The following is a 13530-nucleotide window of genomic DNA, read 5'->3' as shown; positions in this document are numbered from 1 at the left end:
CCGTCGCGGCTGTCGCGGCCCGGCCTGTCGAGGCCCGGCCTATCGCGACCCGGCCAGCTATCCCGGCTGTCGCGCGCGTCACGGTTATCACGACCATCACGGCTGTCCCTGCCGCCTCGGTTGTCGCTGAATCGGCTGTCGCCGCCAGGACGGGGCCCTGTGGGGCGTGGGCCACCAGCTGATCGCGGACGGTCCGCACCCGGCCCTCCGTCACGGCCACGCGGGACGGGAGCGGGCGCGGGTTTGCGGGTCAGGGTGAGTTTTTTGCGGCCTTCGCCATCGTCGGCGGCAGGCGAATCAGCTGGAGAGCGGGGATTTGACATAGCCCGCTATTGTCGCGTGTCTTGCCATTCCAAGCAGGGCGCACGGCTATGGCAGCTGTGGATAAGTCTGTGCACAAAGAGGAGCAGGCCCCCTGCCTGTTTTTTCAGCAGCACTTACAACTTGGCCCCTTACTTACGTAAATGCCCAGCCGCTGGCCATGCGCCTCCGCATTCCCACCGCTATCGCCCACCACCACAGCCCGCCAAGCCCCTGCCCATGCGGGTTAGCGCGATATGCATCGGAATGCGTATAGATGTGAGCACTGCAAGCGCGCTTAAAAGCAGCAATTATTGAGGCGTAGCATGGACTTATTCATTATTGAGGAGATAAGAATGAAGACCACTACCCAAAGCACCCCGCGCCATGCGCTGTACTGGCTGCCCGCTGCTGCCCTGGTCCTGGGCGTTGCGGCTTTGAGCGGTTGCGACAAGGGCGCCTCCAACGCGCCGATGCCACGCGCCACCCCGGACAACACCACGCCCGGAGGCTCGATGCCCGCACCACCACCGGCAGGCGCGACGCCCGAGACGCCCGCCGCCCCGGCCACCAAGCCATAACAGCGCTACAAGTCGAAATCGGCGCGCTGCGGCTTGACCAGCCAGCCCTGTCCGCGCAGGGCCTGCAGATCGAGCACACGCAGACCGCCGTATTCGATGCGGATAAAGCCCTGGTGCTGCAAGGCGGCCAGGGCTTCGTTCACCCGCTGGCGCGACAGGCCCACCAGGTAGGCCAGTTCCTGCTGGGTGATGCGCAGCACGTCGCTCACCCCCGGGCAGAGCACGGGATTGAACAGCGCAGCGAGCGTGCGGGCCACCCGCTCTTCGGGGCGGTTCAAACGGTCAATCTCGCGGGCACTGATGAACTGCGCCAGCCGCTCGTTGAGCTGGTGCATCACAAAGCGGTTAAAGCCCAGCGAATGGTCCAGCAGCCAATGGAAGGCATCGACGGGGATACCGCAGACGGAGCTTTTGCGCAGCGCCTGGATGTCGTAGCGGTAGATCTCGCGCTTGAGCGCCGTGCCCTCGCCAAACCAGCCGGTGCGTGGCAGGCCGGCAAAGGTCATCGTGCGGCCCTCGCTGTCTTCGGCGCTCATCTTCAAGAGGCCCTCGATCACGCCAAACCAGTAGGTCACCGGCTTGCCGACGCGGCAGACATACTCGCCCGGCTCGGCCTCGGTCACCATCAGCTGGCGCACGGCATAGTCGCGCTCGGCAGGCTGCAGAACGGGGATCCAGGGGATGTCGGCCACTTCCGCAGCATGCGGGGCACGGCGGCGTTGGTAGAGAGAGGCATGCGGGCTCATGGCGGCCAAGAATGCACCAGCTTGATGCGGCTGCAAAGGGGGTGGTTACCAAGGCCAGTCCTGCATTTGTCACCTGCGCAGCAAGCCAGCGCTGCGGGCGGTCGCAGCCGTGAGACATCAGAAAAAAGCCCGGACTTGCGCGCGCTGCTGCAGGCTACACTGGCAGCCCTGCTCCATCATCCCCACACCATGAGGTCCCCATGTCCGATCTGAACACCGCTTTTGAAGCCGCCAAGGAAGCCGCCCTGAACATGAGCGAGCGCCCCGACAACCAGACCCTGCTCAAGCTCTATGGTCTGTACAAGCAGGGCGCGCATGGCGACAACAATGAGCCCAAGCCCGGCTTTACCGACTTTGTTGCCTCGGCCAAGTGGAACGCCTGGAACCAGTGCAAGGGCATGGCGCAGGATGATGCCAAGCAGCAGTACATCGACATGATCCAAGAGCTGCTCTAAACCAGCCTTAGCTATAGTTGCTGGCGGAAAAACGCCAGCACCTCAGCCGCCCAGCGCTGTTGAAAAGCGCGGCGGTCAAAGCCTGCCGGGTCGCTGCAGATCTGGGGCGCGGCGGCCGCCAGCTGCGCACTGCAGGGCGCCAAAAACGCAAAGTGCGCGGCACCTGCCACGGCATGCACCGGCGGCTTGTCACTCCCGGCCTTGCCGGCAGGCAGCAGCGCGGCCAGCGCCTGCACCGAACCCGCAGGCACGCCCTCCCCACCTTGTTCTGACGCCCACAGCTGCAGCGGCAGCTTCAGCTTTTCCAAACCACTGCTGGCACCAAAAGCCGCCAGCGGATCGGCCAGCACCATGGCTTTGATGCGTGGCTCCGGCTGGGGCTTCAGCGCAGGCGCCTGTCCCTGCGCGATCGCCTGGCACAGGGGCGACTGCGGCTCGGGGCAATGGCCCGCCAACTGCGCAAAATCGGGCCTGGCACCGGCGAGCACCAGGCCGGTATAGGCCCCGCGTGAAAAACCCAAAAAGCCGATGCGCTGCGCATCCAGCACGGCGCTCCAGCGGCTGTCTGCCAGCACGCCATCGATCGCGCGGCGCACATCGGCGGGCCGCGCCTCCAGCGCCGCAAAACTGCCGCCTTGCGCCAGGTTCATGGCAGAGTCCAGGCGGTGGTTCAGGCTCAGCACGGCGATACCGCCATCGGCCAATGCGGAGGCCATCGTCCAGTGGCTGAGCGCACTGCCCGCATAGCCATGCGAGAGGACCACCCAGGGCAGCTTGCCGCTGGCAGCGACCGGGCAATTGTCCGTCGCCATCAGCTCAAAAGGCCCGCGCTTGATGGGCTCTGGCGGCTGGGCGCAAGGCGTCCAGAGCATGGCCTGCAGCGGCGGCTCGCCCGCGACCATGAACCGCTGCAGGCCCGCGCTGTGTGCCGCCCAAGCGCTACCCGCCAACAGCGCTGCCAGCAGCGCAGATCGACAACGTCCCATCCGATATCTCCCCGTCTTCGGCCCAAGCGCCGGAATATTTGCCAGCCGCAGGAAAGTACCTACAGCGTTTTCCCGCAGATTGTCGTCATAAAGACAAAACAACGTCAAAGCTGAATCTACATTCGGTTTCAACAGGACGCAAGGCATGGCACTTGTGATCTACAAAAAACGGCATAGGAGACAACCATGTCAACGACATTTCCCAAGCTATTGCTGCAGCACGCGGCCAATCGGCCCGGGGCCGCAGCATTGCGTGAAAAGGAATACGGCATTTGGCAAAGCTATAGCTGGTCCGAGCTGGCGGTGATGGTGGCCAAGATAGCGGCCGGTCTGTCGCAAGCGGGCCTGGCGCGCGGCGAGCACCTGGTGCTGATGGGGGCCAACCGCCCGCGCCTGTATGCCAGCATGCTGGCCGCCCAGTCGATTGGCGCCATCCCTGTGCCGCTGTACCAGGACGCGGTGGCGGCCGAATGCGTGTTCCCGCTGAACAATGCCGAGGTGCGCTTTTGCCTGGTCGAAGACCAGGAGCAGGTCGACAAGCTGATGGAGCTGCGCGAGCAATGCCCGCAGATCAGCCATGTCTACTACGACGACCCGCGCGGCCTGCGCAACTACGAAGAGCCCGGCCTGGCCTCGCTCGACAGCCTGATCGCCAGCGGCGAGAGCTTTGTGGCGGCCAACCCCGGCTGGTTCCAGCAGCAGGTCGAGGCCACCCACAACGGCGATGTGGCGGCGATGTTCTTCACCTCCGGCACCACCGGCAACCCCAAGGGCGTGGTGCACACCCACCGCTCGCTGCTGGAGAGCGCCTCGGCCGGCGCCGAGTTTGAAAAGCTCGGCCATGGCGAGGAAGTGCTGGCCTACCTGCCCCCGGCCTGGATCGGCCAGAACATCTTCAGCTACTCGCAATGGCTGGCCTGCGGCTATGTGGTGAACTGCCCCGAGTCCAATGCCACCGTGCAGATCGACCTCAAGGAAGTCGGCCCCACCTACTACTTTGCGCCGCCGCGCGTGTTCGAAGGCATTCTGACCAGCGTGATGATCCGCATGGAAGACGCCGGCCTCATCAAGCGCAAGATGTTCCAGCACTTCATGGCAGTAGCCAAGCGTGTGGGCCCGGCGCTGCGCGATGGCCAACCGGTGAGCCTCTTGGACAAGATCAGCTACAAGCTGGGCGACCTGATGGTGTTTGGCCCGCTGCGCAACAACATGGGCTTTAGCCGCGTGCGCGTGGCCTATACGGCCGGCGAGGCGATTGGCCCCGACCTGTTCAGCTTTTTCCGCTCCATCGGCATCAACTTGAAGCAGCTCTACGGCTCGACCGAGACCGCCGTGTTCGTCTGCATCCAGCCCGACAACCAGGTGTTTGCCGATACCGTGGGCAACCCGATTCGCGGCGTCGAGATCAAGATGGCCGACAACGGCGAGATTCTGGTGAAGTCCCCCGGCCTCTTGAAGGAGTACTACAAGAACCCCAAGGCAACGGCCGAGGTGCTGAGCGAAGACGGCTGGTACCACACCAGCGATGCCGGCTTTCTGGACAAGAGCGGCCAGCTCAAGATCATCGACCGCGTCAAGGACGTGGGCCGCCTCAAAGGCGGCAGCAACGACGGCGCGATGTTTGCGCCCAAGTATGTCGAGAACAAGCTCAAGTTCTTCCCCTTCATCAAGGAGGCCGTGGCCCTGGGGGATGGGCGCGAGAAGGTCTGCGCGATGATCAACATCGACTTCGAAGCTGTCGGCAACTGGGCCGAACGCCAGAACCTGCCCTACGCCGGCTACACCGACCTGGCACAAAAGCCGCAGGTCTACACCTTGATCCAGAACTGTGTCGAGAAGGTCAATGCCGACCTGGCCACCGATGCGATGCTGGCCGGCAGCCAGGTGACGCGCTTTTTGATCCTGCACAAGGAGCTCGATGCCGATGACGGCGAGCTGACCCGTACCAACAAGGTGCGCCGTGGCTTTATCGCCGACAAGTACGGCGTGCTGGTCGATGCGCTCTACGCCGGGCGCAGCGAGCAGTTCATCGAGACCCAGGTGAAGTTCGAGGACGGCCGCAGCGGCAGCGTCAGCGCCACCTTGAAGATCGCCGACAGCAAGACCTTCGCGCCGCTGAAGTCGGTTGCCTGAGCGCCCAGCCAAGAGAAAGCCACCCATGAGCAAAAAAATCGGTGACGTCATTCTTGACATCAAGAACATCAGCCTGCGCTTTGGCGGCGTCAAGGCGCTGACGGATATCTCCTTCAACGTCAAGGAGCATGAGATCCGCTCCATCATCGGCCCCAACGGCGCCGGCAAGAGCTCCATGCTCAACTGCATCAACGGCGTCTACACGCCCTCCGAAGGCGCGATCAGCTTTCGCGGCCAGACCTTTGCACACATGAACAGCCGCCAGGTCGCCGAGATGGGCGTGGCCCGCACCTTCCAGAACCTGGCGCTGTTCAAGGGCATGAGCGTGATCGACAACATCATGACCGGCCGCAACCTGCAGATCAAAAGCAACCTGCTGCTGCAGGCGCTGCGCCTGGGCCCGGCCCAGCGCGAAGAGATCCAGCAGCGCGAGTTTGTCGAGCACATCATCGACTTTCTGGAGATCCAGGCCTTTCGCAAGACGCCCGTGGGCCAGCTGCCCTACGGCCTGCAAAAACGGGTCGACCTGGGCCGCGCGCTGGCGATGGAGCCCAAGGTGCTGCTGCTCGATGAGCCGATGGCCGGCATGAACGTCGAGGAAAAGCAGGACATGTGCCGCTTCATCCTCGATGTGAATGACGAGTTCGGCACCACCATCGTGCTGATCGAGCACGACATGGGCGTGGTGATGGATATCTCCGACCGGGTGGTGGTGCTGGATTACGGCAAGAAGATTGGCGACGGCACGCCCGAAGAAGTCCGCAATAACGAAGATGTGATCCGCGCCTATCTGGGCGCGGGCCACTGAGCACAGACCCCAGGGGACCGCAATGGCATTTTTTCTTGAAACTTTGTTTGGTGGCCTGATGGTGGGCATGCTCTACGCGCTGATCGCGCTGGGCTTTGTGCTGATCTTCAAGGCCTCGGGCGTCTTCAACTTCGCCATGGGGGCGATGGTGCTGTTTGCCGCGCTGGCGATGGCCCGCTTTTCCGAATGGATTCCAAAATGGCTGGGCATGGAGCCCGGCGTGCTCAGCATCGCGCTGGCGCTTGTCGTCGCGATGGTCATCATGGTCGGCGTGGCCTGGGCGATCGAGCGCTTTGCGCTGCGCTACCTCGTCAACCAGGAGCCCATCGCGCTGCTGATGGCCACCTTGGGCATCGCCTACTTCCTCGACGGCCTGGGCCCGATGATCTTTGGCTCGGCCGTCTACAGCATCAATGTGGGCATGCCCAAGGACCCCATGTTCGTGCTGGAAAACATGTTCCAGGGCGGCGTGCTGATCAGCCAGGAAGACCTGTATGCCGCCGGCATTGCCGCCGTGCTGGTGCTGGTGCTGAGCGTGTTCTTTCAAAAGACCAAGACCGGCCGCGCGCTGCGCGCCGTGGCCGATGACCACCAGGCCGCCCAGTCCATCGGCATTCCGCTCTCGCGCATCTGGGTCATCGTCTGGTCGGTAGCCGGCTGCGTGGCGCTGGTGGTCGGCATCATCTGGGGCTCCAAGCTGGGCGTGCAGTATTCGCTGTCCCTGGTCGCCCTGAAGGCCTTGCCCGTCGTGATTCTGGGCGGCCTCACCTCGGTGCCCGGCGCCATCGTCGGCGGCCTGATCATCGGCGTGGGCGAGAAGCTCTCCGAGGTCTACCTGGGCCCCTATGTAGGCGGCGGTATCGAGACCTGGTTTGCCTACGGCCTGGCGCTGTGCTTCCTGCTGTTCCGTCCGCAAGGACTGTTCGGCGACAAAATTATTGACCGTGTATGAAATACATCTACAAGAATTTTGCGAAATCGGCACCGCATTCGCAGTGCGAATGCGGTGGCTGCAGCAAGCTGCTGCAGCAGGCAGCCGCAGGCTGCGCCCATGTGTACAAGATCATTGACCGCGTGTAACTGGAGACTGACCTATGTTTTATCGTGAAAATGGCCAGTTCAAGACCAGCTACGCGGCCGATCAGCAGATCTTCCCGGTGCTGCAGGACAAGTGGGCCATGCTCGCCCTGCTGCTGGTGGCCTTTGTGCTGGTGCCCCTGGGCTTTAGCGACTACACCTTCAAGGCGGTGCTGATCCCCTTTCTGATCATGTCGCTGGGCGCCATCGGGCTCAACATCCTGGTGGGCTACTGCGGCCAGATCTCGCTGGGCACTGGCGCCTTCATGGCAGCCGGCGCCTATGCGGCCTACAACTTCCATGTGCGCTTTGAAGGCATGCCATTGATCCTGTCGCTGATCGGTGGCGGCCTGGTGTCCATGCTGGTCGGCGTACTGTTTGGCCTGCCCAGCCTGCGCATTCGTGGTCTGTACCTGGCCGTGGCCACCCTGGCGGCCCAGTTCTTCATGGACTGGCTCACCAGCCGCGCCGCCTGGGTCAGCAACTACTCCTCGTCCGGCTCGGTCAGCGCCGGCAAGCTGCAGGTGTTCGGCATGCCGATCGAGACGCCGGTGCAGAAGTACCTGTTCTGCCTGGTCATCCTCTGCGTGCTGGGCCTGATGGCCAAGAACCTGGTGCGCAGCGCCATCGGCCGCGAGTGGATGGCCATGCGCGACATGGATGTGGCCGCCAGCGTGATCGGCATCCGCCCCATGTACGCCAAGCTCTCGGCCTTTGCCGTCAGCAGCTTTATCGTCGGCATTGCTGGCGCGCTCTGGGGCTTTGTCCACCTGGGCGCCTGGGAGCCCGCCGCCTTCAGCCTGGACCGGTCCTTTCAGCTGCTGTTCATGATCATCATCGGCGGCCTGGGCTCCATCGTGGGCAGCATCTTTGGCGCGGCCTTCTTTGTGCTGCTGCCGATCTTTCTGACCCAGGTGCCGCACTGGCTGGGCCTGCCGATCTCGACGGCGACCGCCACCTACCTGGAGCACATGGTGTTTGGCGCGCTGATCGTGTTTTTCCTGATTGTCGAACCCCATGGATTGGCCAAGCTGTGGGCCACGGCCCGCCAGAAGCTGCGTCTGTGGCCGTTCCCGCATTGAGTGTTTTTTACCGAGAGCAACGCAGAGTGTTCGCAAGTGGGGGTCACCCGCCCCAACAACCCTAAGGAGATAGAACCATGTCTTTCAAGAAAGCTGTGATCGCCGCTGCTACGGCAGCCCTGGGTATGGGGGCCATGATGGCTGCCCCGGCCGCGCAAGCCCAGGAGCAATTCGTTCCGCTGCTGGTCTACCGCACCGGCCAGTTCGCACCGCTGGGCATCCCATGGGGTGACGGCAAGCAGGACTACCTCAAGCTCGTCAATGCCAAGGGCGGCATCAACGGCGTGAAGATCAAGTTCGAAGAGTGCGAAACCGCCTACGACACCGCCAAGGGCGTGGAATGCTATGAGCGCCTCAAGGGCCGCGACGGCGGCGCTTCCGGCTTTGACACGCAATCGACCGGCATCACCTTTGCCGTGACCGACAAGGCCGCGGGCGACAAGATGCCCGTCATCACCCCTGGTTACGGCCTGTCGCAATCGGCCGATGGCAAGGTGTTCGAGTGGAACTTCCCGCTGCTGGGCAACTACTGGACCGCTGCCGATTCCATCGTGCAGGACATCCTGAAGAAGGAAAAGGGCAGCCTCAAGGGCAAGAAGATCGCGCTGGTCTACCATGACTCGCCTTATGGCAAGGAACCCATCCCGCTGCTGCAAAAGCGCGCCGCCAAGGAAGGCTTTGACCTGATGCTGCTGCCCGTCACCGCCCCCGGCGTAGAGCAGAAATCCACCTGGCTGCAGATCCGCCAGAACCGCCCTGACTATGTGCTGCTGTGGTCGGCCGGCGTGATGACGCCAACTGCCGTGCGCGAAGCCCAGGCCACCGGCTACCCGCGCGAGAAGATGTACGCCATCTGGTGGGGCGGCTCCGACCATGACGTCAAGGACATCGGTGCCGGCGCCAAGGGCTACAACACCGTCACCATCCACAACACCGCCGAGCGCGACAAGGTGCATGACGACGTGAAGGCCTCGCTGTACGACAAGGGCCAGGGCACTGCGTCCGATCCCAAGGAGCTGGGCCAGCTGGCACACACGCGCGGCATGGTGATCGCGATGCTGCAGGTCGAAGCCATCCGCACCGCCCAAGAGAAGTACGGCAAGGGCAAGGTCATGACCTCCGAGCAGGTGCGCTGGGGCCTGGAAAACATGAACATGACCCAGGAGCGCTTGAACGAGCTGGGCTTTGGCAAGATCATCCGCCCCTTCAAGACCAGCTGTGACAACCACCTGGGTGCCGACTGGGCCCGTATCGCCACCTGGGACGGCAGCAAGTTCAACGTGACCTCGGACTGGTACCAATCGGACAAGACCTTGATCGACCCACTGGTCAAGGAATACGCCGACAAGTACGCCAAGGAAAAGAACGTGACGCCGCGTTCCTGCAGCTAAGGCTGCGTGGTCCCTGGGCCTGATGGGCCCGGGGCCTCTCGTGGCTGGCCCCTGGCGCCCTTCCACTGCGGAAGGCGCCCGCTTCCCCGGGGCCGCCCGCCCTCCATTTTGTTGAGAGATCAGGTGACGGCATGACCGATTCCCCGCAAACAGCTTCCACCCCATCCGCAGCAGCGCCGCTTTTGGTCGTCAACGGCATCGAGGTGATCTACAACCATGTGATCCTGGTGCTCAAAGGCGTCTCGCTGTCGGTGCCGCGCGAATCGATCGTGGCCATCCTGGGCGGCAATGGCGCCGGCAAGACCACCACCTTGCGCGCCATCTCCAACCTGCTCAAGGGCGAGCGCGGCGAAGTCACCAAGGGCAGCATCGAGCTCGAAGGCGAACGCATCGAAGCGCTGACCCCATCGGACCTGGTCAAGCGCGGCGTCGTGCAGGTGATGGAGGGCCGGCACTGCTTCGCCCACCTGACCATCGAAGAGAACCTGCTCACCGGCAGCTACACCCGCACCAGCAAGGGCGAGATTGCCGCCAACCTGGACAAGGTCTACAACTATTTCCCCCGCCTCAAGACGCGCCGCACCAGCCAGGCGGCCTACACCTCGGGCGGCGAGCAACAGATGTGCGCCATTGGCCGCGCGCTGATGAGCAACCCGCGCCTGGTGCTGCTCGATGAGCCCTCGATGGGCCTGGCGCCGCAGATCGTCGAAGAAGTCTTCAACATCGTGCAGGACCTGAACCAGAAGGAAAAGGTCACCTTCGTACTGGCCGAGCAGAACACCAACATGGCGCTGAAGTACGCCGACTACGGCTACATCATGGAGAGCGGCCGCATCATGATGGACGGCGCCGCCAAGGACCTCGCCAACAACGAGGACGTCAAGGAGTTCTACCTGGGCATGGGCGGCGGCGAGCGCAAGAGCTTCAAGGACGTCAAGAGCTACAAGCGCAGAAAACGCTGGCTGGCCTAAGTCCCTGCAACGATCCGATTACCGCGCCGGCCGATGCCCAGATGCCGGCGTCTGCGGCAGATTCGCCCCCAAAAAATACCGATTACCCGTCCCGGAGAAACCGCATGAGCCCGCACTACGACGATCTGGAGTCCCGCGCCCCCGCTGCCCGCGAAGCCGATCTGATGGCCCGCCTGCCCGCCCAGATTCGGCACGCCCAGCAACACTCCCCCGCCTTTGCCAGCATCCTGCAAGGGGTCGATGCCGCCCGCATCAACAGCCGCGCGGCGCTGGCGCAGTTGCCCGTCACCCGCAAGCATGAGCTGCTCGAGCGCCAGAAGGCCGAGCGCGCCCAGCACCCGGGCCGCGCCATCTTTGGCGGCTTCAACACCGCGCCGTTTGGCAGCGCCATGCCGCGCATGTTTGCCAGCCCCGGTCCCATCTATGAGCCCGAAGGCCAGCGCCCCGACTACTGGCGCATGGCCCGCGCCATCTATGCAGCCGGCTTTCGCGCCGGCGAGCTGGTGCACAACAGCTTCAGCTACCACTTTGTGCCCGCCGGCTCGATGATGGAATCGGGCGCCCAGGCGCTGGGCGCCACCGTCTTCCCCGCCGGCACGGGCCAGACCGAGCAGCAGGTGCAGGCCATGGCCGACCTGCACCCCCATGGCTACATCGGCACGCCCAGCTTTTTGAAGATCATCCTGGAAAAAGCCGAGGCCCAGGGCCAGCGCATTGCCTCGCTGACCAAGGCCCTGGTCTCCGGCGAGGCCTGCCCACCGTCGCTGCGCGATTGGTTCAGCGCCCGGGGTGTCGCCGCCTACCAGTGCTATGCCACCGCCGACCTGGGCCTGATCGCCTATGAGACCGAAGCCCGCGAAGGCCTGGTGCTGGACGAGAACGTGATTGTCGAGATCGTGCGCCCCGGCACCGGCGACCCGGTGGCCGAAGGCGAGGTGGGCGAACTGGTCGTCACCACCCTCAACACCGACTACCCACTGATCCGCTTTGGCACCGGCGACCTGTCGGCCGTGCTGCCCGGCCAATGCCCCAGCGGCCGTACCAACACCCGCATCAAGGGCTGGATGGGCCGCGCCGACCAAACCACCAAGGTGCGCGGCATGTTTGTGCACCCCGGCCAGATTGCCGAGGTCGTCAAACGCTTTCCCCAGGTGCAAAAGGCCCGTCTGGTCGTCAGCGGCGCGATGGCCCAGGACCAGATGAGCCTGCAGGTGGAAACCACCGAGCTGGGCGCGGGCCTGGCCGAACAGATCGCCGACGCCGTGCGCGAAGTCACCAAGCTGCGCGCCGACATCGCGCTGCTGCGTCCCGGCGAGCTGCCCAATGACGGCAAGGTGATTGAGGATGCGCGGAGTTACGATTGAGCAAACATGGCGCTGGACCCGGTCCGGCGCCTGCCGCATCTGCTGGCCCGCCCCACCACGCTATACCGGGCTGAGCACATAACTCGTGCTGCGCCCACCTGCTGATTCCTTGGACAATACGCCCAATGCCAGCAGCTCGTTGATATCCCGCAGTGCCGTGTCGCTGGAACACTTGGCAATGGCCGCCCATTTTCCGGTGGTGAGCTTTCCATCAAAGCCATCGAGCAAGCGGTTCAGCACCTTGATATGGCGCTCGTTCATCGGCGTCATCGCCCAATGGCGCCAAAACCGCGCCTTGTACAGGACGACCTCCAAGCCCTCGTTCGCTTGCAGGACCGCCTGTTGCAAGGTCTGCAAAAACCACAGCAGCCATGGCGTCACATCCATACCGCCTTTTTGCGTGCGCTCCAGAACCTCGTAATAGGCCTTGCGCTCCCGCTGTATCTGGGCAGACAGGCTGTAAAAGCGTTGCGCACTGCCATCCGCACGCGCCAACAGCAGATCACCGATGGCCCGCGCCATACGGCCATTGCCGTCATCAAATGGGTGGATCGTCACAAACCACAAATGGCCCAAACCAGATTTGAGCAATGCCGGAAGGGTGGAAGGCGCCGGGTCATTGATCCAGGCCAGCAGCTTGGCCATCTCCGCTGGTACTTGGCGCGCCGGAGGCGCTTCGTAATGCACTTTCTGGCGGCCGATCGGGCCGGATACCACCTGCATGGGTCCCGCTGCGTCATCACGCCATGTGCCCACCGCTATCTTGCTCATGCCCGAATAGCCGGTCGGGAACAAGGCGGCATGCCAGCCATAGATACGCTGCTCGGTGACGGCTTGCTGGTGGTTTGCCGTCGCGTCGAGCACCATCTCGACCACACCCTCCACATGGCGGTCTACCGGTGCAAGCGCCCCAATATCCAGCCCCAACCGCCGGGCGATGGAAGAGCGCACGGATGCCACATTGAGCGACTCCCCTTCGATCTCGGAAGTCTTGAGCACATCCTGCGTCAGCGCAGCCAGGCTCGCCTGATCCCTAAGGCCCATGCCGACATCCGCCAAGCGGCCCAGCAGCATGCCTTGCGCCTGGCTGACCTGCGCCAGCGGAGCAGCCAGGGCATCGCTATCGAACTGCCACTGAGGCCAGTGCGGGGATTGCCAGATATATTCACCGCTAAACATGCGGTGAATAATAGACCTAAACGCCGCAAATGTCTATGTCGCCCCTAAAACTGGTCTGGCTGTGGGCCGAGGCATCGCTGATCCCAGCCCCTCAGTGGCTGATCATCCAGGGCCGGTTCCCCACCTGGCTTTTCAGCGCCGGCTGCGCCGCTGCAGCAGCGTTATTGGTTTTGGCGCCCCCACTGCAGCAACCGCAGCCACTGGGATGCCGCAGCCGCCCATAGCTCCCTGCACCAGGGTCGTTGTCGCGCGACATGCGCGGCGCATGGCGGGCGCGCTCGTTGACCTCGGCGGCGCGGCGCTGCTGGGGAGAGGTACAGGCCAGGCGCGGGGCCTGGGTGATGACGCGCTCGGAGGCCGCGCCACACTGCGGGCAGGCGCAGGCCAGGTTGCGGTCGGACAGGCGGCGCAGCGCGTCGAACGCGCCGCAGTGCTGGCAGGGGGAGTCATAAGTTGG

14 protein-coding genes are annotated in these 13530 nt (G+C 63.8%); 10 read left to right on the top strand and 4 right to left on the bottom strand.

Features of this window, described 5'->3' with window-relative positions; all coding sequences use genetic code 11:
* Nucleotides 1-656 precede the first annotated feature (656 nt).
* Nucleotides 657-881, top strand: coding sequence for a hypothetical protein (locus H928_RS0123435; protein WP_021028676.1), 225 nt, complete (start codon nt 657-659; stop codon nt 879-881).
* A 5-nt stretch (nt 882-886) separates the two neighbouring features.
* Here H928_RS0123435 and H928_RS29525 read toward each other — a convergent pair whose 3' ends face one another.
* Nucleotides 887-1627, bottom strand: coding sequence for a Crp/Fnr family transcriptional regulator (locus H928_RS29525; protein ID WP_021028675.1), 741 nt, complete (start codon nt 1625-1627; stop codon nt 887-889).
* A gap of 200 nt (nt 1628-1827) precedes the next feature.
* Between H928_RS29525 and H928_RS0123425 the strand changes: the two genes are divergently transcribed.
* Nucleotides 1828-2082, top strand: a complete 255-nt coding sequence (locus H928_RS0123425; RefSeq protein ID WP_021028674.1) for an acyl-CoA-binding protein — start codon at nt 1828-1830, stop codon at nt 2080-2082.
* 11 nt (nt 2083-2093) lie between these two features.
* Here H928_RS0123425 and H928_RS0123420 read toward each other — a convergent pair whose 3' ends face one another.
* Nucleotides 2094-3068 carry a dienelactone hydrolase gene (locus H928_RS0123420; RefSeq protein WP_021028673.1) on the bottom strand — a complete coding sequence of 325 codons (975 nt, stop codon included), beginning with the start codon at nt 3066-3068 and terminating at the stop codon, nt 2094-2096.
* 186 nt (nt 3069-3254) lie between these two features.
* Here H928_RS0123420 and H928_RS0123415 point away from each other — a divergent pair, with 186 nt between their 5' ends.
* The 8 genes from H928_RS0123415 (at nt 3255) to H928_RS0123380 (ending at nt 11894) form a co-directional block, all read left to right on the top strand.
* Nucleotides 3255-5201, top strand: a complete 1947-nt coding sequence (locus tag H928_RS0123415) for a long-chain fatty acid--CoA ligase (RefSeq protein WP_021028672.1) — start codon at nt 3255-3257, stop codon at nt 5199-5201.
* A gap of 25 nt (nt 5202-5226) precedes the next feature.
* A complete protein-coding gene (locus H928_RS0123410) occupies nt 5227-6009 on the top strand; it encodes an ABC transporter ATP-binding protein (RefSeq protein WP_021028671.1) in 783 nt (260 codons plus the stop codon).
* A gap of 22 nt (nt 6010-6031) precedes the next feature.
* Nucleotides 6032-6961: a branched-chain amino acid ABC transporter permease gene (locus H928_RS0123405; RefSeq protein ID WP_021028670.1), complete on the top strand. Its 930-nt coding sequence runs from the start codon at nt 6032-6034 to the stop codon at nt 6959-6961.
* On the top strand, nt 6958-7089 hold the full coding sequence (locus H928_RS33975) for a hypothetical protein (protein WP_021028669.1): 132 nt from the start codon (nt 6958-6960) through the stop codon (nt 7087-7089). The genes H928_RS0123405 and H928_RS33975 overlap by 4 nt, the downstream gene beginning before the upstream one ends.
* 14 nt (nt 7090-7103) lie before the next feature.
* Nucleotides 7104-8168: a branched-chain amino acid ABC transporter permease gene (locus H928_RS0123395; protein ID WP_021028668.1), complete on the top strand. Its 1065-nt coding sequence runs from the start codon at nt 7104-7106 to the stop codon at nt 8166-8168.
* A gap of 77 nt (nt 8169-8245) precedes the next feature.
* Nucleotides 8246-9559, top strand: a complete 1314-nt coding sequence (locus H928_RS0123390) for an ABC transporter substrate-binding protein (protein ID WP_021028667.1) — start codon at nt 8246-8248, stop codon at nt 9557-9559.
* Nucleotides 9560-9690: 131 nt separating this feature from the next.
* Nucleotides 9691-10530: an ABC transporter ATP-binding protein gene (locus H928_RS0123385; protein WP_021028666.1), complete on the top strand. Its 840-nt coding sequence runs from the start codon at nt 9691-9693 to the stop codon at nt 10528-10530.
* Nucleotides 10531-10634: 104 nt separating this feature from the next.
* Entirely contained in the window at nt 10635-11894 is a 1260-nt protein-coding gene (locus H928_RS0123380) for a phenylacetate--CoA ligase family protein (RefSeq protein ID WP_021028665.1), read from the top strand.
* A gap of 60 nt (nt 11895-11954) precedes the next feature.
* Here H928_RS0123380 and H928_RS0123375 read toward each other — a convergent pair whose 3' ends face one another.
* Nucleotides 11955-13073 (bottom strand): Fic family protein, encoded by a 1119-nt coding sequence (locus H928_RS0123375; RefSeq protein ID WP_021028664.1) that lies wholly within the window; start codon nt 13071-13073, stop codon nt 11955-11957.
* 91 nt (nt 13074-13164) lie between these two features.
* The coding region (locus tag H928_RS31170; protein ID WP_084635942.1) for an FmdB family zinc ribbon protein at nt 13165-13530 on the bottom strand (366 nt) is incomplete at its 5' end.

It is taken from the genome of Comamonas sp. B-9, assembly GCF_000410635.1.
Lineage (GTDB): Bacteria > Pseudomonadota > Gammaproteobacteria > Burkholderiales > Burkholderiaceae_C > Comamonas.
This window is presented reverse-complemented; position numbering and strand designations above follow the sequence as displayed.